The sequence below is a fragment of the Pedobacter agri PB92 genome (genome assembly GCF_000258495.1).
GTDB lineage: Bacteria > Bacteroidota > Bacteroidia > Sphingobacteriales > Sphingobacteriaceae > Pedobacter > Pedobacter agri.
Window position 1 is genome coordinate 1 of record NZ_AJLG01000012.1, and the last position, 24,592, is coordinate 24,592.

A 24,592-nucleotide genomic window follows, 5' to 3' on the forward strand; every position below is an offset into this window, starting at 1 on the left:
CGAATTATCCCAAGACAGATCTAAGGCCACTTGGTCCTGTAGGGCCGCAAACTCAGCGGCTCCTTTTTGCTGCAGCCATGCAAAATTCAGACAATAGCTATAAAGTCCATGCTGATACTCTGCGCAATACTGCCCTTAGCGAGGCGGTAAACTATTCAGCGGCGCTGAGCGCTATAGACCCACTTTGGCAGATTTATTATAGAAAGGAGTTTGAAGAGCTGCTGAACCTTTCAGATGCTGATCTGCTTTCGGGGCTTTCTTCAGGAGAAAAGAAATATTTTGTCTCTAATGGTCTATACGATTGGTATTTGGAGGAAAGCAAAGCGTTACTGGAAAGACTCCAGCTGGCGAGAACAACAAGCGTTGACCGTGGCTCCAGGATAATGGCCTATCACAGGATGCTGGCGGAGTACCGCAAACTGAGGGCCGGATGGGAGATGAAAAAGTCGAGGGTAAAAACTTACCTGAATACTAAAGGCGTCGCGGAAAAGCTCAGGAATAGCGAAACCAGTTCCCCCGTGACTTCCAGAAGCGATATCCAGATTGCAAACGACATCCTGAAAAAATCAAAACTCTAATTTTATGGGCTTAACAAATGTTATGACCGGCACTGCCGGTTTTTTTGTGCAGTCTTCGCCCGATTCGTTTAAAGATACCTTCAATTTCCTGCAGGGAAATGGGGTATATGAAGAAGGGATGATGCATTTTTTGCATGAAATGAAAAATACAATCTGGACGCATTACGATGCATTTATCGCAGATGCGCAAGCACTGGCCGCCATTTTCATGCTTATTTTTTTTGCTATCAAGAGCTATGAAATGATTTCGGGCGATAAGCAGTTGGAGATTATGCCGCTGCTTCGCCCATTTGGCTTAACTATGGTTATTCTGTGGTGGAGCATATTCACCAGAATTCTTGCTTATCCTACTGATGTTGTCGAACAGAAGACCTCTGCGATGTTCGATGGCAGCCAGTCAGAGATAAATGATCTCAGGCTGCAAAGGGCAAAGCTGATGATGGAGGTCTCTGATCAGTTATTGAAGGTCCAGGCAGAGACCGAGACAGCAAAGACTGAAGCAGATACCTGGTATGAAAATGCCTGGGAATCTGTCAGGTCCTCTGTAAAAGAAGGATTTTCTGAGGTCTGGAATCCAATCGTAGAGATGAGAAACCGCCTGCAGGTAAGCCTTCAGCTGCTGGCGACTTCGCTCCTGGAAACCCTTGCCATCTGGATTTTGAGGATTTGTACCTATATCATCTTTATCATTCAGATTATATTTTCAACCATACTAATTATTCTGGGCCCTTTTTCCGTTGCAGTATCTATTTTACCTGCATTCAGGGATTCGTTTTCGACTTGGCTAGCAAGGTTCATATCGGTCAACCTGTATTCGGGCATCGCCTACTTAGTGATGTATGTTGCTTCACTTTTTCAGCATTATGCCCTGGAAGCAGAGATCACCAGGTATCAGGAGCTTGTTGGTACAGGCGGAGCGAGCCTGGAAAAACTGGGCTGGTTTGCAGGTAACGGCGTGCTTTCCTTTGGAATGGTGATTGTAACCTTTGTCATAGGCGCACTCACCATGCTCACTGTACCCAGCATATCCACCTGGATTGTATCAACCTCAGGGGTTTCTTCAGCAGCAAGTTCAATGGGTAGGGGCGCATCGAGTATGACCCGCGTCGCCGGACAAATGATGGGAGGGGTATAAGATGATGATAAAAAATATAGAATCAAAAATTCGCCTGGCGACTTTTATTTCCCTGGGCAGCTTCATTCTTTGCCTCTGTGTGGTGGCTACTGTTTCATTTTTTGCCTATGGCTATGTGAGCGATTCCAGAAAGCGCATTTATATCCTTGACCCCTCCGGAACACCGGTTATGGCAAAGCAAACTGATGTGCAGCTGAACCGGGCGGCAGAATACCGGGCACATATTGCAAGGTTCCATTCACTTTTCTTTTCACTCGTCCCGGATGATAAGTTCATAGAGTACCAGATGAAACAGGCCATGTATCTGATTGATGAAAGTGGTGCACTGCAGTACAATAATTTGAAGGAGAAAGGTTTTTTTACCTCCGTTCTTTCTTCATCCGCAGTATTGACCCTACGCACGGATTCCATTTTTTTAGATGAGAAAAAAATGTACTTCCGTTTTTACGGTACACAGAAGATTGACCGGCGCAGTTCTACAATAACCAGATCCCTAGTCACTGAAGGCACCCTAAAGGATCTGGAGACGCGTTCGGAAAACAATCCTCATGCCGTGCTCATCACGCGTTGGAAGACGCTGGAGAACCAGGATATTTTTACTACTGAAAAAAATGCTTTCCAATGAAAAAGGTAACGGTATTATCTGCGCTCAGGTCGGAGTTCTCTGGATTGATTGAGCGCATGCAAAGAGTTGTTGCTGCATTCACTATAAAAAATCCAAAGCCAGTTTTCTGCGTAATGGTAGCGCTGATGCTCTGCTCGCTTGTATTGTGCTTTACCCTGCTCAGGCTGGAGAGCCCAGCGCTACCCAAACAAAACAAATTTTTCAGCAAGATAGAGGGGAATCTTGGCGCAATCGGGAAAACGGCAGGCAAACTCCAAAGAGTCATCGAAATCAGGTCGGCTTTGGAAGTCCTACTTGCAAAAGATTCACTGGATAAAAAGGATTCCCTATTGATGGAGCAGTTGCTGGGAGAAATTGATAGCTCGGTGACCACCAAAAAATAATAAATTATGAAAAAAATAGATTTCAGAAAGCCGCGTTATGCGTTGCCATTAATCTGCCTCCCATTTTTAATGCTTTTTTTTTATGTCTATAAAAGCAGCTATGGCAAAGAGGGCGCTCAGGTCGTGGGGAAGGATTCTTTGCAGACCCAGGTGGCAGGCGTTTCAGCCCAGGTTCGCGAGCAGGCGATTTCGGGCAAGCTTGATGCCTTTAGAAGTAAATTCAAACAGGCCGATGGGTATACTGCAGTTGGTATCATTGGAGAAGAAAATATGCAGCCCGCAGAAGTGACTTCTTCCTACAACTCAAGGGAAAAGCGGATGCTGGATTCCATCGATCAGGTGATGAAGGCAAAATATGGGGTGCAGGGATCCGAAAGTTCTAAAGCAACCAGCCGTTTTTATTCCAGCGCAACGTATACCGGTGAGGGGACATCATCCAGCGCCCGGCAGGACAAAGCGCTAGCCGATGCGCTCTCAAAGATAAAACAGGGGAAAAAAGATGTCCAGGAACAAAGGTCTTCAAAGCAGGAGCCGGATCCCATGCAACTCTTTCGCCAGCAGATGGCGCTTGTCGACAGTATGGGAAAAGCAAACGATCCGGCTCTTGCTGAAAAGCGGGAGCAGGAAAGCCAAAGCAGGTTGGCTGAAATGGAAGAGAAGGGTAAAATAGTCATCCCGGTCAGGCGTTCTATTTCAGCATCAGGCGCTTTTAATACAATCGTTTCCTCCGAGCAGCAGCGGCCAATATCAGCAATTATCGATCAGGATATTACCGGTTTTTCCGGTTCACGTTTACGCATCCGCCTAACCGATGAAGTATTGGCAGGAAAATTCCTCATCAGAAAAGGTACTTATCTCTACGCCACGATTTCGGGCTTTTCGGCACAACGGGTTACACTACTAATCTCAAGTGTATTTCATGAAGGAGAGATCCTGCCGGTAAACCTGCAGGTTTATGACAACGACGGCCTTCCCGGAATTTATGTTCCCTCATCAGCATTTCGGGAGTTCACCAGGGATTTAGGCGCTTCCAGCTCGCAGGGGATTACCATTCAACAGATGGCTGAGAATAACAATCAGCTGGTGATGGGGGTGCTTTCCAAGATGTTCCAGTCCACCACAACCGCGGTTAATAAACTCATCCGGTCTAACAAAGTAAAGGTTAAGTACAATACCCAGATTTTTCTTGTTGATCCAGCTGAGCTAAAAAGAAAACAACAATCCTATTGAATTATATGAAAACATTATTATTAATTGCCCAGATGCTTCTGCTGAGCGCAAGTCTTCGGGCGCAGCAAACTGATGCGGTAAATCTCAGCCAGGTTCCAACAGTGGGAATTTCTGGCTCGGTTTCACTACATTTTATTTCTCCAGAAAAAATCTCTTATGTTGATCTGTCCAGTGCGGCGATGATTGGCGATCTTCCCGAAAAGAATATACTAAGGGTCAAGGCAGTTCCGGATTCAATATCCTCACTGCTGTCCGGCAACGATGCCGGCCTGGTGACAATAGTCGGGGAAAGTTTTATTGCCCAATATAAGCTGGTTTTTCTCAAGGCTTCCGATTCCGGGCAAATATCCACCCAGGTAAATATTTTGCCCTCAGCTATCCGGCCACTGGATATTTCTGGCATTAGTCTTACCCAAAATGATTTCAGGATGAATGCCTTACGGTTATTAAACGAGCCAAACAAGAAGCCGATTAGCATGCAATCGATGTTTGGGATTTCAATAACGGTGAACCAGATACGCGCTCTGGGGGATTTTGTGCTGCTTGATCTTGGCTTCAGCAATGAAACTAATTTACCATTTGATGTAGATGAACTCAGGTTTAAAATTGAAGACAGGAAAATCAATAAGTCTACCAATGTTCAGTCAGTGGAGGTCAGCCCGGTTTATAAGCTTTATCCTTTTGAAAGGTTCAAAAAATCCTACAGGAATATCTATGTGCTGAAGAAGGCAACTTTTCCCGGTGACAAGATATTCAATATTGAGCTTTCCGAAAAGCAGATTTCAGGTCGAAACCTTCGCGTGGCGCTCAGATACTCGGATATGCTGGAGGCGGATACTTTTTAGGGATGCATGATGGAAGAAAGCAAAGAGCAACAAAGTTTGCACCACTTCCTCCAGTTCGCGATTTATCTGGCAGTATTGCTTGACATATTGATGTTCGTTTATGCGCCGAAATTGTTGGTGGATAAAGTCAATTTCCTTAATGGCTTGTCAGGGTTACTGTTTCGCATGTCACGGATAGCGATATATGAAAATCCCTTCTATAGCCGCTTTTTCCTTTTGCTGCTTATTTCCTTGGTATCTATTGGAACCTTAAGTAAAAAGGAAAAAGATTTAAAACCTACGAGAGCCATTATTTATCCTCTGACAGCTGGACTTCTATTGATGGGATCCAGCATCTTTTTCTTTGGCGAGGCTGGTAGGGAGATTTATTACCGTACAAGCTTTTGTGACCTGGGCTATATTGTGAGCTTGCTCGCAGGAACTGTTCTGGTGCACCTCGCGATGGATAATGTTTCCAAGATCATCAGTTCCTCTTTTGGAAAGGATAAATGGAATACCGAGGAAGAGTCATTCATGCAGGCTCGGAAACCGGTGAAAGGACCATTCGCGGTAACCATTCCTTCCCTTTTTTATTACCGAAAGAAAATTCATTCAGGGTTTATCAATATTGAGAATATCTTCAGGGGTACCCTGCTCATTGGCACACCTGGCTCTGGAAAAAGTTTTGGGATTGTGATGCCTTTTATCAGACAGCTCGTCGCCAAGCAGTTTTGCATATGCTGTTACGATTATAAGTTTCCCGATCTTGGCCAGATAGCATATTATCATTACCTGCTCGGAAAGAAACAGGGAAGGTTATCTGTTTTTGGTTTTCATGTAATCAATCTGACCCAGGTTGAGCGAAGCAGAAGAATAAATGTACTCCGGCCAGACTATATCCTAACCCTGGCCGATGCCGGAGAGACAGCGGAAGCACTTGTGGAGGCACTCAAGAAAGGCGATAAATCAGGGGGAAGCGATCAGTTCTTTACACAGAGTGCGGTCAACTTTCTTTCCTCCTGTATCTACTTTTTTTCGCAGTACGAACACGGTAAATATTCAACCTTTCCCCATGTGCTTTCCTTTTTGAACTGCAGCTATGAGCAGATCTTTTCGGTGCTTTTCTCAAACCCTGAACTTAAAAGCCTGCTTTCGCCATTTGCAACGGCCTGGCAGGCAAAGGCTTTTAACCAATTGGAGGGACAGATTGGAACACTAAAGGTATTTATATCCAGGCTTGCCACTAAAGAAACGTTTTGGGTTTTCTCCGGTGATGACTTTAATCTAAAGATTTCTTCAAAGGAAGAACCCTCAATTTTAGTACTGGCCAATGATCCCAATACCCAAAATATCAATTCTGCATGTTATTCTGTGGTACTCAACAGGCTCACCAGGCTCATCAATTCCAAAGGCAACCTTCCTTCCGCGCTGATCATTGATGAACTGCCGACGCTATTTGTGCATCGAATTGAAAATCTCATTGCAACGGCAAGATCAAACAAGGTAGCGGTTTTAATGGGACTTCAGGAATTGCCCCAGTTTCAGCAGCAATATGGAAAAGATACCGCTACTACGATTATTTCTGTGGTTGGAAACGTGCTATCCGGTTCGGTAAGAAACAAGGACACCCTGGAATGGCTGGAGCGGCTTTTTGGTAAAGTTAAGCAGCAATCGGAAAGCCTTTCTATCGACCGGGCCAAGACGTCAGTATCGCTTTCAGAAAAACTGGAATCATTAATTCCGGCAGGAAAAATTGCCTCGCTAAAAGCAGGTGAGCTCGTTGGGATGCTCGCAGCGGATGCTGTTGAGGATTATACGGGGAAATATGAAACCTCGGCCATCAATTGCAGGGTAAACCTGGACATGGATGAGATCGCCAGGGAAGAAAAGTCCTATGTGCAGATGCCGGTCTATTACGATTTTGGCGGTAAGAAGGATCAAGTCTTAAAAGAGAATTTTACACGTATCAATGAAGAGGTCAGCCAGCTCATAAAGCAGTTCAAATCTGAAGGAAGTAAAGTTGCTGAGACGCCAAAATCCTCCATGGCCGGGGGAATAAAAAGGTAACCAATCAATAATTTTTAAATCCTATTACCATGGAACAACTAACAGGTAAGCTCGTGGCCATTAGCCCCGCGCTTGCCAATGATCCTATCTTTAAGCAGGGCCAAATTGGAATTATCGCGATGGCCGATTTGAAATCTGGCACCGCTAACGTTGTCTTTTCATCCGGCGAATTGGGCCGGTATTCTTCAGATGCGCTACTGGTCCTCAAGGATAAAAGGGACCTCTATCAGGATATTATGACCGGGGTGAGGGAAATGGATGGCGATACATTCAGGCAATTGCTGGACATCAATATGAAGCAGGAACACGCTGATTACCTTCATCAGTCTGCAGCAATGAAGATTGCGCTCAGCAATCCCGAAGTGCTAAAGCATAGCACAGTCTCTCTGGAAGAGCATCTTTCTATAGACCTCGGCAAAGATATCAATCATGACAAGGTTTTTGAACGCTAGCGGTCGTATCCCGTTAGTTTTTGTGTTATCGGTTCTGGTATTGAAGGCGAACGCACAGCTAGCGATGCCGCTGAATGCCATGAGGATAAATAGCGGTTTTGGAAAAAGAATCCACCCGGTTACGCATAAGCAGGATTTTCACAGGGGAATTGACCTTCAGGCGAGAAATGAGCCTGTGTATGCGTTTTTTGCGGGAAGGATATCAGAGGTAGGTTATAACCCAATCCTGGGAAAATTTATCAGGATCGAAAAAGACGGACTGGAGTGCATCTATGGGCATCTGTCGATTTTGCTGGTCTCCAAGGGCGAGCAGGTTGGATCCGGCGAGTTTGTAGCTGTTACGGGAAGTACCGGGCGGGTAACAGGGGAGCACCTTCATTTCTCACTTAAATCAAATGGTACTTATCTAGACCCGGTTTCTTTCATCCAGCGCTATTACCAGGCCAGTATCAATAAAGAAAATATTATGGAAAACTCGACTTACCTAAACTTGCGGCAAAAACTAGAACTGCTCGTGATGATGGAAGAAGTTGCGCTAAACGAGCAGGAATCTATTCTGTACGGGGTTGACTTTGCGGACCGGGAGGATCCAGAGGATGAATAAGAAGGAGGTCACTAAGCCAATGCACGTTCAGGTTGCGCAAAGAGTTGTAGAAGCTTTAAAGGCTGGTACCGCCCCATGGCAGATTCCCTGGGATGCAGGCGGACTGCCCTTTGAATTGCCTTATAATCTGCAGAGTGGAAAGCGATACCGGGGCATAAATTCAATATCATTATTGATGAGCGGTAGGGAAGATCCAAGATGGATGACTTATAAGCAGGCCGAGGAAGGCGGGTTTCAGGTTCGCAAGGGGGAAAAATCGATGATGATTCAGTTCGTTAAAACCACCGACGAACGGACCAAGCGTGATGCATCAGGTAAGGTGTTACATGATGAACTTGGTAAACCAATCACAGAAAAAATGCAGCTTTCCCATGCGATAGTGCGCAATGCCTATGTTTTTAATGCGGACCAGATTGAAGGAATGCCAAAGCTTGAACTTGAAAAGGCAGGCAGACAATGGGAGCCACTTGAGCGTGCTGAAAAGCTGATTTCCTCCTCGGCGGCGGTTATCAACCACCAAAACTTAGGCAATGCTTTCTATGATCCCAGAAACGATGCTATAACCCTTCCTCATCAGGACTGGTTTTCTGCGGGGGACAAATATTATGCTACGTTGTTGCATGAGCTTGGTCATTGGACGGGGCATCCCGAGAGGCTAAACCGCGATATGGGTGAAGGATTTGGAAGTGAAAGTTATGCCAGGGAAGAACTCAAGGCAGAGATTGCATCCATGCTCTTGGGTCAGGAACTGGGTATCGGGCATGATCCTGGGCAGCACTATGCCTATGTGGAAAGCTGGATATCAATTTTGGAGAATAACCCATTTGAAATATTTTCCGCCTCAATGGATGCTGAGCGGATTTTCGGTTACGTAATTGGCCTGGAGAAAGGAAAAGAACTTTCGAAAGAGGATCATTCATTGAGCGCTTTAAACGCCCCGCCCTCAAAACCAATTAATTATTTAACCACCGGAGATAAAATTCAGTACAATGGATCAGTTTACGAAGTGCTCGGACACTTAAAGCAAGGAAGGCTTAAGATGGTAGAAAGCCTGAACGGTCATGCTTTCACCTTGTCCCAGCAGGACAAGCTTTATAGTGCCCTTTCCTTTTTAAAAACGCAGATGGGCAGAGAAGAATCTCAGGTCCACCAGCACGCTTTTCCTGAAAGGTCCGATGACCACTCTTCTGAAATAAATAGATAAATGTGTTATGGAAAAAATGAATATCCTGGAAGCTTTGCCAGTGGCAGAGCTCTCCAGACTTGGGCTTTATGAGGATGGCAAGCATTTGCTATCCGTGGAAGATATTACTGCCTTGCTCGCAGGGAGACGTACTTCGCTGGTCAACTTAAAAAACCTGATTGGTGAGGCTTTCACTATTGAAAGCCTGGATGTGAAACTTTCCCTCCACCAGAGTGAGCGTTGGGGTGATGAGCTCATGCTCCATCCGATCTATAAAGAAATTACAATGGCTAAGGGAATGACTGAGGAAGAGCTGTGGCCGATATTGACAGGTGAGCAAACCAATCTGGTTAAGGTCGTTCACGATGCTGAAACAGGAGCAGATCAAACCCTTGTATTTGAATATGATGGCGAAACGAAAGAATTTATCTCTTATGATCCCCAAAGGGTAATGGTACCGTTTCAGGTTAATGGTGAAAAACTTGCTCAGCAACAGCGTCAGGATTTTGCGCATGGAAAAATTGTTGAGCTCAGCGATGGAACTAAGTTTCAGTATATCTCTTCGCTTCCTAAAGGGATTATATCCACCCGCTCAGCTTTGATTTTTTCAATGTCTGATGGAGAGAAGTCGCCATGTTTTCTCTTAGAAAATATTGCGGCATTGAAGATATCCACCGCTCAGGAGCAGCCTTTCTCACCGGCATTTGAAGCTGCATTTTTGGAAATGAGGAAATCGGAAGGCGTACAATCAGAACAACAGGTGCAAGTTGAGCTTGAATATCTGAAAAAGGATTATTATAGCCCTCTGGGCCTGGGATCGAGCCGGTAAGTGGAAGCGATGTGGACAGAAGTTGATGGGTTTCGCTATTATATTCCGTCGGATCTTCCGGAAGTGGCCATTAAGCATGCGTATCTTTTCTATGAAAAAAGGGATGTGCCGTTTAAACTGATTGACAAAAATATATCTTCCGATAACGCGATTGCCATAGTTTTGCTCGGCATCTGTCCGGATATGGAAACCATTTTAGTTATTGCCGGACTTTTTTTCAATGCAAGATTTAAGACTGGATTCGGGAAGGATCTTCCGGCACGGGTGTTAACATGCCGGGTTTCCCTCTGGCTTGAAAATACCGATGCTCTATTTTTGCTGGTATCTACCCGCATTCATTTTTGTTACCGGTCAAAGGCGTTTTCATGTCCCGTTGAAATGTTTTCATTAAGCAGATTTTGCAGGATTTCGGGTTTTAGAACTAACCTGAATATCTTCCTTTAATTATATCTTCCAACCTATGATTTCGAATTTTCAAGCAGAACCAAAACGTTAATGTCCGCGTGTTCGTTTTTGAGGTGAATGTAGACTATTACTATTACTGGCCATCTCCAAGGTTAGATGGAAAGGAACCCTTAGCTGTTCACCTTGAGTTTCGTTCAAAGTCCACTATCATTTCCCCAACCGGATATAAATCACACTTTCTTTTCTCGGCCATTCTAAGGGAATGTGGATATACTTCTATCCAGGGCCTCTGTACTGTCCTTGGCGAGCATTTGGCCAGAGAGAATGGATACCATCCCCCCGAGCCTAAGCAGCAGCTCAGGCTTTTTTAATTTATTAACTACAATTCAATATTATTTATGAATGAGCAAAATTTAGAATACCTTAAAAAAAGCCTTGATTATCTTGGCTTTGGAACAAAGTTGAACGATGTGCTCGAGTCAGCAATCTCAAGGGAAATTCCTGCCTTTACACTTGGCATAAATCAAAGTTACACCCCTGCGCAGGCGCAAAAGGGGACCACAGTTGGCAGTGATCAAATGCGGGTGCTGCTCAATTTTAACCGTTCCAAGCAAAGTGACATGTATTTTCTAAACGATTATGAGGTGACGCTGCTCAAAGCTGGAGGTGCTTTGCCGATTAAACAAGTCTTCGATTTGGAAAGAGACAACCGAATCACCGCTTTACAAGCTTATAAATTATTATCAGGAAACTCTCTAGAGCGTGATGTTTATTCGAAAAGCGAAAGCGGTGAAGCAACTGAAAAGAAAAAAGTGTGGTTTAAGCTGAGCTTAGATGTTCAGGATGCCTATGGTAACCATCCGCTGAAAAAGTTTTATCCCGAGTTTAAATTTGACCTGTCTGAATCAATCGATAAATATCCATTTAAGGGGTTAACCGAAACCGGAAAGGAAGGCATGATGAGGATGTTGAGGAATGGTAATCTTGCCCAGGCCGATATTGTTATAGGAAAAAAATCTGTCGCCGTATTTGTTACAGCAAATCCACAGTTCAAAGGGCTTGATGTTTATGATAAATCTATGGCCACGATCCGACAGGATGAAATATTTCCTAAAAAAGTTGAGGAGAATAAGGCTGACGTTGTTGAATCAAAAGAGACTGCATTGGCGAAAGAAATCAATACCAGAACGAGTGAGGATAGGTTTCCCTGGGAAGATGGCCAGAATTTAAGTTCGTCTGGCGAAGGTATAGAGCGTTAACTGCAGACACAATTTGAAATTTACCAGTTGAGCCAAGTAAGAATGGCTCAAAACATTCGGTTAATAATAGATGGTCACCAGTAATGGTGGCCATCTATATCTTGTATTGATGAATGATTACAAGGATTCCTTTTAGAGATTTTAGTGAATGTTTGGCTATACAAGCGGGCATTCAGGAAATCACTTATTCTGGGTATGGTATTACTTCTGGAAATAAGGAAAAGCAAAACTCGCAACTATGCGCAGAAATTCACTTTTAAATTTAATACATAATGTCTATGGAGCAAGAGATTACAAAGGACGACCTGCATCAGTTTAGCCTGTTGTTGACAAACGTCCTACGGGAAGAAATTAGAAAAATACAAATACCAACATCTGTTCCGGAACCATTACAGGACTGGATTAAAACGACGAAAGTCCGTAAGCTGCTGGATATGTCACCCGGAACTGTCCAAAACTTAAGGATTGAAGGTAAGGTGCGTTATAAAAAGATCATGGGTACTTATTACTATAATCTAGCGGACTTGGAAAAACTTTTTAAAGATCGAAAGAATGAATAGTGAAGAGACGATAAAGAAAATTCAGGCGCTTATGAATGATGAAAACTTAAATATCTACCATCTTGTAATGATGTTAGCCATATTGCAACTTGCTTATTTTCAGTGTGAAGTTAAGGTTATACATGTGAGCCGTCGAAATATAATGAAGTTAGCCCATTTACAAAGTTTGCCAACCTATCACAAATATTTGAAACAGTTGCAAGCGCTTGGATATATTGAATATTTTCCATCATACCATCCGGGATATAAGAGTACTATAAAACTTAAATTTTAACCAAGAAAAAAGATCCTGAGCCAACAAGTCAGGATCTTTTAGATGACGACAGTAGATTAAATCGGATTGGCGAGTCGTTCCTCGATTTGCGCTTTGAGCCTTTCCATTTCTTGCATAAGCTCTTCCAAGCTCATATTCCGGTCTTGTAGCTCGCCTTTATCCAGGCTTATGTTCTTACGTTTCTCTATTGTAAGTTCGAGTGTTTGCATTTCGGCATGTACAAAATCTTTTTCTGTTATTGCATATTCCTCCGTTTGCTTCACAGTGGCATGACCAAGCATTTCCTTCACTGCTACAATCGAAACACCATTATTTAAGGCTACGGTGATGGCAAATGTCCGCCTGGCCATATGTGTGTGGAGATCAGGAATGAATAAGTCGCTCATTTTTAATGCACAAATTGTGGCGATTTCCTTTAGATAGGCATTCATTTTTTGATTTGATATCACTGGCATTGCCCTACCGGTAGATTGGCAAAAGGGATGGATCTCGTATTTTTTCAGTAGCCGTATCGGGGTAGGCAGAAGCGGAACATCAAAGTCTGATTTTGTTTTGACTCTCATGGAATCAATATACAGCTTTCCTGCGCGGTCTTTTATAATATCTTTTTTCTTAAGGTTTCTTACATCTGCATACGCCAGACCCGTATAGCATTGAAAAATGAAAATATCCCTGACTTCTGAAAGTCTTTCAATGCTAAAAGGATATTCTTCAATCACCCGAAGAGCTTCCCATGTCAGCGGATTTTTTTTATTCTTTAGCTTTTTTCTCTTATACCTCGCAAAAGGATCATCTCTGATTATTTTTTTGTCTTTTGCAATTAAAACAATCTTTTTGAAATTGGCTATGTACTTCAAGGCCGTGTTGTGCGCACATTTCCTTACTGTTTTAAGATAGAACTCATAGTCTTTGGCAAATTGGTAATCAATGTGGGCAAATTCGAGATCATCCCTGTCATATTTAAATTTGATAAATTCAGCCACGTGTGATTTCGCTGTTACATAACGCTCATAAGTACCGGGCGCGAAATCTAAATTTGGATTTTCTTTGGTACGAACCAAGGCCTTCATCTGGTCATTATGTACCTGAAATTCCTCTAAAACCTTGGTTTTATTTCCACTTCTTCCATTTATAATGTCAATAATATCCTGAGCGGATATTGGCATTTCTTCTCTGAGTAAGGTCTCTCTGGCCTTGAAAACTTCAATTTCTTTGGATTGGAGATAGGTGTTAAGTATCCGTGCATCTTCCTTAGTTCCTATTGCTCGCCCCAATTTTTGATCCCACCTATCTGCTGGCCATTTTCTCTTTGTTGAGTTTTCCCTAGCAATCCCATCAACCAGTACACGCAAATATATGTACCGAATCTTTTGTGGTTTTCTCGGTGTCTTTTGAAAAAAAAACACACTTACATCTTGTAACATAGTTTCTAAAATTTTTTAGTTATTAAATTTAGAAATTCGGTCTTTTAACGACAAGATGTAAACCTGTTTTACTGCTTGATAATCAACTCCTTGAGCTGTTTTTTGTGGCACTTTTTTCTAAAAACAAATGTGCCACAAATAGTACACAAATTTTCTGGGTGAATTTGCAAAATTTGAGTGTTTCAAAGGAAAAATAGTATCTCTTAAATTTTAAATTTTCACACAGAGTGATTGATGGAATGTGCCCTCTAAGCGGTTTAAAGCCTAATTTTAGATATCAAAGCTTATTAAGTAGAATAAATCAATAGATGATTTAAAGTCTTAAAAGCGGAGAGGGCGGGATTCGAACCCGCGGTACCGTGAAGTACACACGCTTTCCAAGCGTGCTCGATCGACCACTCTGACACCTCTCCGGATTATATAATGTTTTGTTCTTTCAAATAAATGTAACCATTTACTGATTTGTAATATTGTTCTCTTTTTTGAAAGCCTCACTTCTTGTACCAAACACTTCGTAAAAATGAATGATAAAAGGTCTTCTTCCTTTTGTTGATTTCACATCTCCCTTATTATGCTTAATCAATCTCAAATCTAGGTTTTCGGTACTACCGTAATAATATCTTCCGTCTTTTAAGCTTTTTAAAATGTAACTATAAAACATAACACATTTTAAGCAAGTATACTACTTTTTTAAAAAGTTGTAGTAAATTTTCCAAGCGTGCTCGATCGACCACTCCCCATAGGGGTCCTTTGGATAGACACCTTCCCGGAATGGATTGCAAAAATATATTTTTTATTCAAAAAAAATGCTCCCAAAATGAATTGGAAGCATTTATTATTTTAATGATGTTGGAATTAATCAACAACCGTAATTTTTAACATATTGGTTTTACCTTTAGCCTCAATTGGAATCGCAGCGGTGTTAATTAAAATATCACCTTGTTTAACCAATTTCTTGCTTTTTAAGAATTCGTTAACTTCAATAATGGTGTTATCTGTGCTTTCCCACTTATCATAGTAAAAACCTCTAACTCCCCAAAGTAAGCTCACTGCATTTAAAAGCGCTCTATTGCTTGTAAAAATGAATGTTAAGGCCTCTGGTCTGTGACTAGAAATTTCAAAAGCTGTATAGCCACTCAATGTCATCGAAACAATACCAACTGCATTGGTTTGCTTAGCTAAGAAACAAGCAGAGTCACAGATTGCATCGCTTAAAAACGAAGGTGATTTCGGTTTAAGGAATTTATCAGGATTGAATGGATAGTTATTCTGCTCAATGTTTTGAATAATTTTTGCATCGTTTCGATCACGATCAATGGAAATTCTCCAACTGAAGTTTCACCACTTAACATCACAGCATCAGCACCATCTAAAACAGAGTTAGCCACATCGTTTACTTCAGCACGAGTAGGGCGAGGTGTCGTGATCATGCTTTCTAACATCTGCGTTGCTACGATTACAGGTTTTGAAGCTGCTCTACATTTGGCAACAATCATTTTCTGTAACAAAGGAACTTCCTCCATCGGACATTCTACACCCAAATCTCCACGGGCAACCATAATACCATCCGTTACGGCGATGATTTCATCAATGTTCGCAATGGCTTCTGGTTTTTCAATTTTTGCAATTACACGAGCTGTTTTGCCACGTTCAGCAATAATATTTTTAAGTTCGATAATATCTTCAGCTTTACGAACGAAAGACAAACCGATCCATTCTACATCATTTTCAAGAACAAATTCTAAATTTTCACGATCTTCTGGAGTTAAAGACGGAATAGAAACTTTAGTATTTGGAAGGTTTACCCCTTTTCTTGAAGTTAAAATTCCACCGTGAACAATCTCGCAAACCACTTCATCTTTAAGATTGGTTGATAAAACTTTCATTTGTAGCTTACCGTCATCCAAAAGAATGATTTCGCCTGCCTGAACATCCTGAGGGAAGTTTTGATAAGTGATATAAATACGCTCTTCATTACCAATACATTCTTGAGTAGTGATAATGGTAGTTTTACCGTTAATCAGGTTAATTCCACCTTCTTTTACTAATCCGATACGAATTTTCGGACCTTGTAAATCAGCAAGAATACCAACGTTATAATCGTATTTCTTGTTTAAATCGCGGATGGTGTCTAAAACTGCCTGATGATCTGCCTGAGAACCATGTGAAAAATTCAGACGGCAAACATCCAAACCTGCGTTAAACATACTATATAATACATCTGGTTTTGCTGATGCCGGGCCAAGCGTGGCTACAATTTTAGTTCTGGAATGAAAAGGTTTCATTTAATTAATTGATTTTAGCAATGCAGTTTCAGAAAGCGCTAATTAATTATCTAAAGTAATTAAACTGCATTAAATTTTATATATTTTGTTTTTTTGTTCGTTGTTTATAACCCTCAAATATAGTGTATTTAATACACCAAGTATATAATTTTTATATTACCAAATTCTCTTTGCTTTTTAATTTAGTAGGGTCTATTTTTGCAGCTACCTGAATATCAGGTAGTTTGTTTAATCCGTTTATCAAATAATTGAGATCTTCCTTATCGATAAATTCTTTAATTATAATAAAAAAATCAACATTTCCCATCTCCGGAACCAGTAATCCATCGCTGCTTCTGTTGCTAATCAGATAATATTCAACTTCTCCCTGCTCCACAAAAAAGTAATATTTCGAAAAAGACCAGGCAGGTTCATCAATGTTAAAAAATATTTCGTGGTCATCAATTTTCTCAAATTGCGTATTTAACCTCGTATTAATTTTGTGGCAAAGCACATAGTCTTTCAGGGGCGCAGTAATCGCAATTAGTATAAAATCAAGGTCTAACGTTAATTTCAGGTAAGTTCTGTTCAAATCGAAATAAATTATTTACAGAACGAAATTAAAAAACTAATTCTATATTCGCTGTGTTATTAAGACACCAAAAATACGTGTCGAAATAAAAACATTTGAAAATTGTAAGAATTTATTTTTCTTTGCACAGAATTATTTAACCATTAAATTATAAAATTATGTCTGATATTGCTTCAAGAGTTAAGGCTATTATCGTAGAAAAACTAGGTGTTGACGAAAGCGAAGTTACGCCAGAGGCTTCATTCACCAACGATTTAGGTGCAGATTCTTTAGATACCGTAGAGTTAATTATGGAATTTGAAAAAGAATTCAATGTAGCTATTCCTGACGATCAGGCTGAAACCATCGGTACAGTTGGTCAAGCAATCGCTTATTTGGAAAAAAACGTTAAATAGAATTACGCTTTTTCAGTATAAATGGAATTAAAAAGAGTAGTAGTAACAGGGTTGGGTGCGCTCACTCCTATAGGCAATAATGTTCCTGATTTTTGGGAAGGATTGACTAACGGGGTGAGTGGCGCTGCTCCTATTAAAGGTTTTGATACTGAGAAGTTCAAAACCAAATTCGCATGTGAGGTAAAAAACTTTAATCCGGAAGATTTTTTGGAGAAAAAAGAAGCCCGCAAGCTTGATCCGTTTGTACAATATGCGTTAGTTGCAACAGAAGAGGCTGTAAAGGATGGTGGTTTTGATTTCGAAAAATTAGACACCAACCGTATCGGCGTAATCTGGGGTGCTGGCATAGGTGGATTGAAAACTTTCTTAGATGAAATTTCGAATTTTGCTAAGGGAGATGGTACGCCAAGATACAATCCATTTTTTATTCCGAAGATGATTATTGATATCGCTCCAGGGCATATCTCTATCAAATATGGCTTACGTGGGCCAAATTTTGCAACTGTTTCGGCATGCGCTTCATCTACCAATGCGATGATTGATGCCTTCAACTATATCCGTTTGGGTATGGCTGATGTGATTATCAGCGGTGGTTCTGAAGCCATTATTAACGAAGCAGGAATGGGTGGTTTTAATGCCATGCATGCATTATCTACACGTAATGACGATCCTCAAACAGCATCTCGTCCTTTTGATAAGGATCGTGATGGTTTTGTGGCTGGTGAAGGTGCAGGAACTATTATTTTGGAAGAACTTGAACACGCAAAAGCAAGAGGTGCAAAAATTTATGCAGAACTTGTTGGTGGCGGAATGAGTGCTGATGCAAATCACATCACCGCTCCGCACCCGGAAGGTTTAGGTGCCAGAATGGTAATGACTAACGCTTTAAAAGACGCTGGTTTAACTACTGCCGATATCGACTACATCAATGTTCATGGTACTTCTACGCCGCTTGGCGATATTAGCGAAACCAAAGCCATTGCTGATCTTTTCGGTGAAGATGCCTACCGCTTAAATATCAGTTCTACAAAATCAATGACTGGTCACCTATTGGGTGCTGCCGGTGCTGTTGAAGCGATTGCCGCAATTCTTTCTGTTCAAAATGATATTGTACCTCCTACAATTAATCACTTTACAGATGATCCTGCCTTTGATCCTAAACTAAATTTTACTTTCAACAAAGCTCAAAAACGCGAAGTTAGAGCTGCATTAAGTAATACTTTCGGTTTTGGTGGTCACAATGCTTCAGTGATTTTCAAGAAATACGAAGATTAAAATACGCAGCTTTGCTATATAATTTTGTATGCTAATTAAAAATAGATAACTTAGTTAAATATGCTAATTAGCCGCTAATTGTGTTATTTATTTAATGCCGATATTAAAATTATATAAACTTTATCTCTCTCCCGAAAAGGAGTTTGTAAAAAAGCTGAAGAATATTTTGGGCTTTGTACCTGGTAATGTTACGCTATACAAAATGGCGTTCAGACATCGTTCTGTGGCGAAGGTTTTAAAAAACGGTAGCAGAAGTAGCAATGAGCGTTTAGAGTTTTTAGGTGATGCGGTTCTGGGTTCTGTAATAGCAGAATTGCTTTTCAAACACTATCCTTACAAGGAAGAAGGTTTTTTAACCGAAATGCGTTCTAAAATTGTGAACCGGGCAAACTTAAACCAGTTGGCAAAAAAAATTGGATTTGATAAGCTTATTCAATTCGATCAGCGTTCGGTAAGTATTCAAACCAAGCATAATTCGATGTTAGGCGATGCTTTTGAAGCCATTGTCGGTGCTATCTACATGGATAAAGGATACAATTTCACCAAAGAATTTTTATTGCGTAGAATTGTTAAACCGCACATCGATATCCATACTCTAGAACTTACCGAAACAAATTTCAAAAGTAAATTAATCGAATGGTGTCAGCGCCACGGTAAAGATGTGACCTTTGAACTTGTACAAAATGGAGAAGGTGAAAGTGCAAAACTGTTTACCATCAGTGCCATAGTTGATGGAGAAAAACATGGTACAGGTAGAGATTACAACAAAAAGAATGCAGAAAAACTGGCTGCAGAAAAGGCATGTGAAGCACTTTCTATATAAGCTTGATCGCTTATTAGCTTATCTTAGTTAATCGGGTAAAGTGGTTAACTGAAAAATGTAAACTTACAAGCTGAAAACTGCGATTCGCAGATTGCCGACTGGAAACTACTTTCCTTTTCCTAAAGTATCTGTAAATTTCTTTGATGATTCTTTTATGTATTTGATATAATCGTAACTATTCCAGTATTGCGCTTTGTCAAATTCCGGACGACAATCCAACATGTACCGCTCAAGTGTATCGCCAGTTAACTGCGTATTATTTTTGATGATAGTTTGATTAAAATACACATCAATCTGCGACTGTTTCAGTTCATTATCAGCATATCTTCCAAATCTTCTGGCATTTTTTGGCTCCTTGCCAATCAAATTGTAAAGGCCGTTTAAAGGTTGGAAAATAGCAGACAGAAAGGATGATTTGCCACCATTGTACACACCCTTATTCTGAAACTCTCGCTTTAGATCTTCAAGATCCTGTTTTTTTGTATTGCCGACAATGGTCACTTCATTTAGCATTGTACTTTCCCTAACCAAATAAATCAGGATATCTTGCGTTCCAAGCACAACAATCCGTTGATCGGTTAAGTTCCGCTTAGTAATTAAAAGTGTATCTCCAACCCGGGCTTTAAGCTGAAAAAAACCAAGGTCGTTACTGCCAACGCCCATTTGCGTACGTTCATTGGTTATTTCTGCCAGTGCTACGCGGATGTTAGCCCCTTTCTCAAAAACCACGCCTTTAACAATAAAGTCCTGGGCCTTTAAACTGAAGCTAATGAGGATTAATATTAGCGGTAAGATTGCAAGTTTTAAAAATTTCATTCGTATTAATTTTTTAAAGTATCTGCGAATTTTTTAGCAGATAACTTTATATAATTTACAGCATCGTAATTGTTCCAGTGTTTCACCATTTCAGCTGTAGGTGAATATTCAAGCATAAATTTGTCTAAATTTTTTCCTTCCAGAGGCGTATGCTTACTAACCAGGGTTTTATTAAAAAAATTATCCACTTGCATTAACCTTATTTCTTTATCATAGTACCGTTTAAAACGTCGTGCTTTAGCTGGTGTTTTGCCGAATAGTTCATAAAAGAAAGTCAACGGACTTCCGTTTAGTGGATTAAGCAAAGCTAAGGGTGGTTTACCTTCGTAAAAAGAACCCTGGCGCTTAAATTCTCTCCTGATTTCTTGCAGGTCTTCAATTTTTGTTTTCCCTTTTACTGTTACTTCATCCAGGGTAACGCTTGATCTAATTAAATAAATCAGAATATCTTTATTGCTATTCACCACAATTTGCTGAGAAACAAAGTTTCTCTTTTCAATTAATAGGGTATCTCCCAAATTAACTTTGATATTAAATAGGCCTAAATCATTACTGCCAACCGCTTTCCCCGAATGCTTATTGGTTATAACACCTAAAGCGATCCGAATGTTCGTACCTTTCTCTATGATTACTCCTTTGACCAAAACATCTTGTGCATAAATTCTGCTGCCAATTGTCATCAGCATGAAGACTAACCATAACAGAAAAAATGCCCTCATTTTAGGTTTAATTTTCCTGTAAAATTAACATTTGTTAACCTTTAATTTGTTAAATAAACGTTAATGCATGTACCGGATCATCCAGTTTATTCGCTATGATATAAGCGCAAACCTCATCAATAAACTCTAAACTAATTTTTCTATCTTTGCGCATGATAAAATCCATGACAGGATACGGCTTAGCAACAGCCGATTATGCAAATGCAAAGTACAGTGTCGAAATCAAATCACTCAACAGCAAATTTCTTGAGCTGAATTTAAAATATCCTAAAGCTTTTTCCGATAAAGAATTAATTCTACGCAACGTTTGTAGCAAAGATATCGAACGTGGTAAAGTGAGTTTGAGCATTAACGTAGAGCGATCGAGTGGAGAAGTTACCGGGGCTACTATTAATACTGCTTTATTAAGTCATTATTACAATCAACTGGTTTCTGTCAATTCGGAATTAGGTGCAAATAGTACTAACCTCCTGCAAACGGCTTTAACCTTTCCCGATGTAATTTCTTACAAAGAAGAAAGCGTGAGTGAAGATGAATGGAATCATTTATATCAAATATTTACTCAGGCCCTGGCCAATTTTAACAGATTTAGAGAAGATGAGGGAGCGGTTTTGAAAGCCGATTTAGAGTTAAGAATCAAAAATATTCTTGCTTACTTCAAATCAGTAGAGGAACTGGAACCGAAAAGAATTGCAGCAATCCGCGATAAATTTTCTCAGTTTTTAGAAGATGCAGTAGGTAAGGTTAATATCGATCAGAACCGTTTTGAACAAGAGCTGATTTATTATATCGATAAGATTGATATCACAGAAGAGAAAACACGGTTAAAAAGTCATTGTGATTATTTTTTGCAAACCTTAGCCAGTAAAGAAGCAAACGGTAAAAAAATGGGTTTCATTTCGCAGGAAATAGGAAGAGAAATTAATACAATGGGTGCAAAGGCAAACGATGCACAAATGCAACAATATGTTGTTGGCATGAAAGAGGAGTTAGAAAAAATTAAAGAACAGTTATTAAACGTATTATAAAAAGCTTAAAGCTTAAAGCTCAAAGACTAAAGCTTTGGGCTTTCTGCTTTTCTCTTTATGCTAAACAGAATGAAACAAGGTAAATTAATCATATTTTCAGCGCCATCAGGAGCAGGTAAAACAACTATTGTACACCACTTATTAGCTAAGTTTCCTGAACTAAGCTTTTCGATTTCAGCAACTACACGCGAATCAAGGGGCGCAGAAACTCACGAAAACGATTATTATTTTATCAGTAAGGAAGAATTTCTTCATAAAGTTGCCCGCCAGGAATTTGTAGAGTTTGAGGAAGTTTATAATGGAACTTTTTACGGCACCCTACGTTCTGAAATTGAGCGCATCTGGAACGATGATAAACATGTAATTTTCGATATTGACGTAGAAGGTGGCCTTCGTTTAAAAAGAAAATACGAAGAAGATGCGCTGGCTATTTTTGTTCAGCCACCATCGTTAGCGGTTTTAAAAGAACGTTTAAGCGGCAGGGGAACTGATAGCCCTGAAAAACTGCAGGAACGTTTTGTTAAGGCAGAAAAGGAATTAACCTACGCTGATAAATTCGATGTAGTTCTTAAAAACTATGATTTGGCTACGGCTTGTGCTGAAGCAGAAGAGTTGGTGAGAAGCTTTTTGCAGCGTTAACAAGTCCACTTCTAGGTCGTCATAGCGAGGCACGAAGCAATCTCATTTTGACGATCTACATTTGAAATTTCAATAAGATTGCTTCGTGCCTCGCAATGACGAATTTGGTTTAAACTGAAAACTGTAAATTGAAAACTGGTCTATTCTTCGGCTCCTATAACCCCATTCATACCGGGCATTTGATTATAGCCAACTATATGGCAAATCATACTGGCCTTGATGAAGTTTGGTTAGTGGTTTCGCCTCATAATCCTTTAAAAGATAAAGGTGGTTTATCAAACATGTACGACCGCCTGGAAATGGCAACCCTTGCTACCGAAAAAACGGAGAACATAAAAGTGAGCGACATTGAATTTTCGTTGCCTCAACCATCCTACACTATTGATACATTAACACACCTTCACGAACGTTACCCTACCAAAGAGTTTGTTTTGATTATGGGAGCAGATAATCTGGTATCGTTTAAAAAATGGAAAAACTATGAAGTACTTCTGAAGAATTATCAAATTTATGTTTATCCACGCCCTGGAGCAGATGTGAGCGAATGGCAAAACCATCCGGCGATAACTTTTACAGATACGCCTTTGATGGAGATTTCTTCAACGTTTATTAGAAAAGCAGTTAAAGACGGAAAAAATGTACAATTCTTTTTGCCGGATAAGGTAATTGATTTTATCGACAGTAAGGGTATGTATAAATGATTTACGATTTTAGCATTAAGATTAGGGAATCAATTATACTCCATCTCTAAATTCTTTTAAATCTAAAATCGTAAATCATAAAATCTAAACTTAATTGGTTATTTCCAACCACCACCAAGGGCACGGTATAAATTAACCACCGACTGTAGTTTTTGTAATCTGTCGTTTATCCCACTCAACTGAGCAGTTAATAAACTTTGCTCTGAAGTTAAAACGTCAGTATAATTTGTTGCCGAACTGTAACGCAATAACTCTTTAGTAAAATCAACTGCTTTAGTTAACGAAGCAATTTGCTTGGCTCTGGTTTCTTCTTTTTCAGCAGCAGTTTGATAGGCATACAAAGCATTTGACACTTCTTGTCCGCCAGTTAAAAGCGCTTGTTGAAAAGTATAAAAAGCAATTTGTTGATTGGCCTGCGCTGTAGTTAAACGAGCTTTATTTGCCCCTTTAGCAAAAATAGGCTGCGTTAATCCGCCTACCAGGTTGTAAAAGATAGAATTGTCGAAGAAATTACCCAATTGTAAACTGGTTAATCCACCGGTAGCGGTTAAAGTTAAAGCAGGGTAGAAATAAGTTTTTGCTACGTTTGTATTTTCAAAAGCAGCTCTGAAACCAAATTCAGCGGCGATTACATCCGGACGGTTTTGTAAAAGCTGTGCCGACACACCAGTTTGTAAATTTGTATACGGCAACTGTTGATCCAGCGTAGTTCTGTTGATTGTTCCTGGTGCTTTAGCCAACACCACATTTAAAGCATTTTCCGCTTCTTTAATACTTCTTTTTAAATCAGGGATTGTTACCTGAGCAGCGTATAAATTTGCTTCACTCTGAACAACTGCAGCTCCATTTACAACCGCACCCTCTTTCAGTGCTTTCATGGTTTCAACATCCTCTGTTCTGATTTTAATCGTTTGTTCTGTAATCGCCAGTTGTTTATCTAAAGCAAGCAAAGTATAGTAGCTATTGGCAATAGTGGCAATCAACTGTGTTTGAACGGCTCGTTTTGTTGCATCACTCTGGAGCAAAGTTGCGAAAGCACCACGTTTAGCGCTGCTCAGTTTCCCCCAGATATCGGCTTCCCATGCTGTACTTAAAGCGGCTCGGTAGGTTTGCGTTTCCAGGTTAATGTTAATCCCGGCAGGAAAATTTAATGCCGCTTGTGATTGCTTTGCGTCAGTAACCGATACATCAGCCTGCAAACTTGGTAACAATGCTGCACGACTTTGACGCAAGGTAGCTTCCGAAATCCTGATGCGCTCAATAGCTTGTTTCAGATCAAGATTTTCATTTATCCCCTGTTGAATTAAAGATTGTAATGTCGTATCAGAGAACAGGCTTTTCCATGGCAAATCTGCTATGGTTGTTGTATCGGTGGTATTAATATCTCGGTATAAACCCTCATTCTTAACCTGTGGGCGAGTGTATTTTTGAGTTACACAAGCGCTTAAGCTAAGGATGGTAAAACCGATAAAAATGGAATGCTTATATGTGAATTTCATGTTCGATTT

The 24,592-nt window shown here is 40.4% G+C and carries 27 protein-coding genes, 1 tRNA gene and 1 pseudogene; 21 read left to right on the plus strand and 8 right to left on the minus strand.

Features of this window, described 5'->3' with window-relative positions; genetic code table 11:
• The 15 genes from ON09_RS03105 to ON09_RS03175 all read left to right on the plus strand — a co-directional run.
• On the plus strand, positions 1 to 578 hold a 578-nt coding region (locus ON09_RS03105), incomplete at its 5' end, for a hypothetical protein (protein ID WP_010599603.1).
• Between the two features lie 4 nt (positions 579 to 582).
• The gene (locus tag ON09_RS03110) at positions 583 to 1,713 is read left to right on the plus strand and encodes a plasmid transfer protein (RefSeq protein ID WP_010599604.1); all 1,131 of its coding nucleotides are present in this window, start codon (positions 583 to 585) and stop codon (positions 1,711 to 1,713) included.
• Position 1,714: 1 nt separating this feature from the next.
• Positions 1,715 to 2,338 carry a conjugative transposon protein TraK gene (gene traK, locus ON09_RS03115; protein WP_010599605.1) on the plus strand — a complete coding sequence of 208 codons (624 nt, stop codon included), beginning with the start codon at positions 1,715 to 1,717 and terminating at the stop codon, positions 2,336 to 2,338.
• Positions 2,335 to 2,721: a hypothetical protein gene (locus tag ON09_RS03120; RefSeq protein ID WP_010599606.1), complete on the plus strand. Its 387-nt coding sequence runs from the start codon at positions 2,335 to 2,337 to the stop codon at positions 2,719 to 2,721. The genes traK and ON09_RS03120 overlap by 4 nt, the downstream gene beginning before the upstream one ends.
• A gap of 6 nt (positions 2,722 to 2,727) precedes the next feature.
• Positions 2,728 to 3,951, plus strand: a complete 1,224-nt coding sequence (traM, locus tag ON09_RS03125; protein WP_010599607.1) for a conjugative transposon protein TraM — start codon at positions 2,728 to 2,730, stop codon at positions 3,949 to 3,951.
• A gap of 5 nt (positions 3,952 to 3,956) precedes the next feature.
• The gene (locus tag ON09_RS03130; protein WP_010599608.1) at positions 3,957 to 4,796 is read left to right on the plus strand and encodes a DUF4138 domain-containing protein; all 840 of its coding nucleotides are present in this window, start codon (positions 3,957 to 3,959) and stop codon (positions 4,794 to 4,796) included.
• A gap of 6 nt (positions 4,797 to 4,802) precedes the next feature.
• On the plus strand, positions 4,803 to 6,842 hold the full coding sequence (locus ON09_RS03135; RefSeq protein WP_238533593.1) for a type IV secretory system conjugative DNA transfer family protein: 2,040 nt from the start codon (positions 4,803 to 4,805) through the stop codon (positions 6,840 to 6,842).
• A gap of 29 nt (positions 6,843 to 6,871) precedes the next feature.
• A complete protein-coding gene (locus ON09_RS03140; RefSeq protein ID WP_010599610.1) occupies positions 6,872 to 7,294 on the plus strand; it encodes a hypothetical protein in 423 nt (140 codons plus the stop codon).
• A gap of 79 nt (positions 7,295 to 7,373) precedes the next feature.
• Positions 7,374 to 7,898: a M23 family metallopeptidase gene (locus tag ON09_RS03145; protein WP_157258820.1), complete on the plus strand. Its 525-nt coding sequence runs from the start codon at positions 7,374 to 7,376 to the stop codon at positions 7,896 to 7,898.
• Complete coding sequence (locus tag ON09_RS03150; protein ID WP_162097931.1) at positions 7,867 to 9,102, plus strand: ArdC family protein; 1,236 nt, start codon at positions 7,867 to 7,869, stop codon at positions 9,100 to 9,102. The genes ON09_RS03145 and ON09_RS03150 overlap by 32 nt, the downstream gene beginning before the upstream one ends.
• A gap of 7 nt (positions 9,103 to 9,109) precedes the next feature.
• Positions 9,110 to 9,910 carry a DUF4099 domain-containing protein gene (locus ON09_RS03155; protein WP_010599613.1) on the plus strand — a complete coding sequence of 267 codons (801 nt, stop codon included), beginning with the start codon at positions 9,110 to 9,112 and terminating at the stop codon, positions 9,908 to 9,910.
• 9 nt (positions 9,911 to 9,919) lie between these two features.
• Positions 9,920 to 10,354: a hypothetical protein gene (locus tag ON09_RS03160; RefSeq protein WP_010599614.1), complete on the plus strand. Its 435-nt coding sequence runs from the start codon at positions 9,920 to 9,922 to the stop codon at positions 10,352 to 10,354.
• A 359-nt stretch (positions 10,355 to 10,713) separates the two neighbouring features.
• Positions 10,714 to 11,574 (plus strand): hypothetical protein, encoded by an 861-nt coding sequence (locus ON09_RS03165; protein ID WP_010599615.1) that lies wholly within the window; start codon positions 10,714 to 10,716, stop codon positions 11,572 to 11,574.
• A 278-nt stretch (positions 11,575 to 11,852) separates the two neighbouring features.
• On the plus strand, positions 11,853 to 12,134 hold the full coding sequence (locus tag ON09_RS03170; RefSeq protein ID WP_029204074.1) for a helix-turn-helix domain-containing protein: 282 nt from the start codon (positions 11,853 to 11,855) through the stop codon (positions 12,132 to 12,134).
• Positions 12,127 to 12,408 carry a hypothetical protein gene (locus ON09_RS03175; protein WP_010599617.1) on the plus strand — a complete coding sequence of 94 codons (282 nt, stop codon included), beginning with the start codon at positions 12,127 to 12,129 and terminating at the stop codon, positions 12,406 to 12,408. Before ON09_RS03170 ends, ON09_RS03175 begins: the two co-directional genes overlap by 8 nt.
• A gap of 56 nt (positions 12,409 to 12,464) precedes the next feature.
• Here the strand turns inward: ON09_RS03175 and ON09_RS03180 are convergent, their stop codons facing one another.
• The 5 genes and pseudogenes from ON09_RS03180 to ON09_RS03200 all read right to left on the minus strand — a co-directional run bounded on the left by ON09_RS03180 (position 12,465) and on the right by ON09_RS03200 (position 16,688).
• Positions 12,465 to 13,832, minus strand: coding sequence for a site-specific integrase (locus ON09_RS03180; RefSeq protein ID WP_010599618.1), 1,368 nt, complete (start codon positions 13,830 to 13,832; stop codon positions 12,465 to 12,467).
• Positions 13,833 to 14,160: 328 nt separating this feature from the next.
• Positions 14,161 to 14,245 (minus strand) — tRNA-Ser (locus ON09_RS03185).
• Between the two features lie 41 nt (positions 14,246 to 14,286).
• Positions 14,287 to 14,493, minus strand: a complete 207-nt coding sequence (locus tag ON09_RS03190; protein WP_010599619.1) for a GIY-YIG nuclease family protein — start codon at positions 14,491 to 14,493, stop codon at positions 14,287 to 14,289.
• 194 nt (positions 14,494 to 14,687) lie between these two features.
• Positions 14,688 to 16,117: pseudogene (gene pyk / locus ON09_RS03195) on the minus strand (pyruvate kinase).
• A 151-nt stretch (positions 16,118 to 16,268) separates the two neighbouring features.
• The gene (locus ON09_RS03200; protein ID WP_010599620.1) at positions 16,269 to 16,688 is read right to left on the minus strand and encodes an IPExxxVDY family protein; all 420 of its coding nucleotides are present in this window, start codon (positions 16,686 to 16,688) and stop codon (positions 16,269 to 16,271) included.
• A 158-nt stretch (positions 16,689 to 16,846) separates the two neighbouring features.
• Here ON09_RS03200 and ON09_RS03205 point away from each other — a divergent pair, with 158 nt between their 5' ends.
• The 3 genes from ON09_RS03205 (at position 16,847) to rnc (ending at position 19,181) form a co-directional block, all read left to right on the plus strand.
• Complete coding sequence (locus ON09_RS03205) at positions 16,847 to 17,083, plus strand: acyl carrier protein (RefSeq protein WP_008508386.1); 237 nt, start codon at positions 16,847 to 16,849, stop codon at positions 17,081 to 17,083.
• Between the two features lie 21 nt (positions 17,084 to 17,104).
• Positions 17,105 to 18,358: a beta-ketoacyl-ACP synthase II gene (fabF, locus tag ON09_RS03210; protein ID WP_010599621.1), complete on the plus strand. Its 1,254-nt coding sequence runs from the start codon at positions 17,105 to 17,107 to the stop codon at positions 18,356 to 18,358.
• 94 nt (positions 18,359 to 18,452) lie between these two features.
• Entirely contained in the window at positions 18,453 to 19,181 is a 729-nt protein-coding gene (gene rnc / locus ON09_RS03215) for a ribonuclease III (RefSeq protein WP_010599622.1), read from the plus strand.
• Between the two features lie 105 nt (positions 19,182 to 19,286).
• Here the strand turns inward: rnc and ON09_RS03220 are convergent, their stop codons facing one another.
• Complete coding sequence (locus ON09_RS03220) at positions 19,287 to 19,997, minus strand: hypothetical protein (RefSeq protein ID WP_010599623.1); 711 nt, start codon at positions 19,995 to 19,997, stop codon at positions 19,287 to 19,289.
• A 5-nt stretch (positions 19,998 to 20,002) separates the two neighbouring features.
• On the minus strand, positions 20,003 to 20,677 hold the full coding sequence (locus tag ON09_RS03225) for a hypothetical protein (protein WP_157258821.1): 675 nt from the start codon (positions 20,675 to 20,677) through the stop codon (positions 20,003 to 20,005).
• Between the two features lie 203 nt (positions 20,678 to 20,880).
• Between ON09_RS03225 and ON09_RS03230 the strand changes: the two genes are divergently transcribed.
• The 3 genes from ON09_RS03230 to nadD all read left to right on the plus strand — a co-directional run bounded on the left by ON09_RS03230 (position 20,881) and on the right by nadD (position 23,084).
• A complete protein-coding gene (locus ON09_RS03230; protein ID WP_010599625.1) occupies positions 20,881 to 21,744 on the plus strand; it encodes a YicC/YloC family endoribonuclease in 864 nt (287 codons plus the stop codon).
• Between the two features lie 69 nt (positions 21,745 to 21,813).
• Positions 21,814 to 22,383 (plus strand): guanylate kinase, encoded by a 570-nt coding sequence (gene gmk / locus ON09_RS03235; protein ID WP_010599626.1) that lies wholly within the window; start codon positions 21,814 to 21,816, stop codon positions 22,381 to 22,383.
• A 128-nt stretch (positions 22,384 to 22,511) separates the two neighbouring features.
• The gene (gene nadD / locus ON09_RS03240; RefSeq protein WP_029204076.1) at positions 22,512 to 23,084 is read left to right on the plus strand and encodes a nicotinate (nicotinamide) nucleotide adenylyltransferase; all 573 of its coding nucleotides are present in this window, start codon (positions 22,512 to 22,514) and stop codon (positions 23,082 to 23,084) included.
• A gap of 98 nt (positions 23,085 to 23,182) precedes the next feature.
• On the opposite strand, the gene ON09_RS03245 is transcribed toward nadD, so the two are convergent.
• Positions 23,183 to 24,583 carry an efflux transporter outer membrane subunit gene (locus tag ON09_RS03245; protein ID WP_010599628.1) on the minus strand — a complete coding sequence of 467 codons (1,401 nt, stop codon included), beginning with the start codon at positions 24,581 to 24,583 and terminating at the stop codon, positions 23,183 to 23,185.
• Between the last annotated feature and the right edge of the window lie 9 nt (positions 24,584 to 24,592).

Bases quoted from the DNA above. Each gene is read 5' to 3' on its own strand.
- ON09_RS03110 (WP_010599604.1), top strand. From the start codon at position 583: ATGGGCTTAACAAATGTTATGACCGGCACTGCCGGTTTTTTTGTGCAG.
- traK (WP_010599605.1), top strand. From the start codon at position 1,715: ATGATGATAAAAAATATAGAATCAAAAATTCGCCTGGCGACTTTTATT.
- ON09_RS03120 (WP_010599606.1), top strand. From the start codon at position 2,335: ATGAAAAAGGTAACGGTATTATCTGCGCTCAGGTCGGAGTTCTCTGGA.
- traM (WP_010599607.1), top strand. From the start codon at position 2,728: ATGAAAAAAATAGATTTCAGAAAGCCGCGTTATGCGTTGCCATTAATC.
- ON09_RS03130 (WP_010599608.1), top strand. From the start codon at position 3,957: ATGAAAACATTATTATTAATTGCCCAGATGCTTCTGCTGAGCGCAAGT.
- ON09_RS03135 (WP_238533593.1), top strand. From the start codon at position 4,803: ATGATGGAAGAAAGCAAAGAGCAACAAAGTTTGCACCACTTCCTCCAG.
- ON09_RS03140 (WP_010599610.1), top strand. From the start codon at position 6,872: ATGGAACAACTAACAGGTAAGCTCGTGGCCATTAGCCCCGCGCTTGCC.
- ON09_RS03145 (WP_157258820.1), top strand. From the start codon at position 7,374: ATGAGGATAAATAGCGGTTTTGGAAAAAGAATCCACCCGGTTACGCAT.
- ON09_RS03155 (WP_010599613.1), top strand. From the start codon at position 9,110: ATGGAAAAAATGAATATCCTGGAAGCTTTGCCAGTGGCAGAGCTCTCC.
- ON09_RS03160 (WP_010599614.1), top strand. From the start codon at position 9,920: ATGTGGACAGAAGTTGATGGGTTTCGCTATTATATTCCGTCGGATCTT.
- ON09_RS03165 (WP_010599615.1), top strand. From the start codon at position 10,714: ATGAATGAGCAAAATTTAGAATACCTTAAAAAAAGCCTTGATTATCTT.
- ON09_RS03170 (WP_029204074.1), top strand. From the start codon at position 11,853: ATGGAGCAAGAGATTACAAAGGACGACCTGCATCAGTTTAGCCTGTTG.
- ON09_RS03175 (WP_010599617.1), top strand. From the start codon at position 12,127: ATGAATAGTGAAGAGACGATAAAGAAAATTCAGGCGCTTATGAATGAT.
- ON09_RS03180 (WP_010599618.1), bottom strand. From the start codon at position 13,832: ATGTTACAAGATGTAAGTGTGTTTTTTTTTCAAAAGACACCGAGAAAA.
- ON09_RS03190 (WP_010599619.1), bottom strand. From the start codon at position 14,493: ATGTTTTATAGTTACATTTTAAAAAGCTTAAAAGACGGAAGATATTAT.
- ON09_RS03205 (WP_008508386.1), top strand. From the start codon at position 16,847: ATGTCTGATATTGCTTCAAGAGTTAAGGCTATTATCGTAGAAAAACTA.
- fabF (WP_010599621.1), top strand. From the start codon at position 17,105: ATGGAATTAAAAAGAGTAGTAGTAACAGGGTTGGGTGCGCTCACTCCT.
- rnc (WP_010599622.1), top strand. From the start codon at position 18,453: ATGCCGATATTAAAATTATATAAACTTTATCTCTCTCCCGAAAAGGAG.
- ON09_RS03220 (WP_010599623.1), bottom strand. From the start codon at position 19,997: ATGAAATTTTTAAAACTTGCAATCTTACCGCTAATATTAATCCTCATT.
- ON09_RS03225 (WP_157258821.1), bottom strand. From the start codon at position 20,677: ATGACAATTGGCAGCAGAATTTATGCACAAGATGTTTTGGTCAAAGGA.
- ON09_RS03230 (WP_010599625.1), top strand. From the start codon at position 20,881: ATGACAGGATACGGCTTAGCAACAGCCGATTATGCAAATGCAAAGTAC.
- gmk (WP_010599626.1), top strand. From the start codon at position 21,814: ATGAAACAAGGTAAATTAATCATATTTTCAGCGCCATCAGGAGCAGGT.
- ON09_RS03245 (WP_010599628.1), bottom strand. From the start codon at position 24,583: ATGAAATTCACATATAAGCATTCCATTTTTATCGGTTTTACCATCCTT.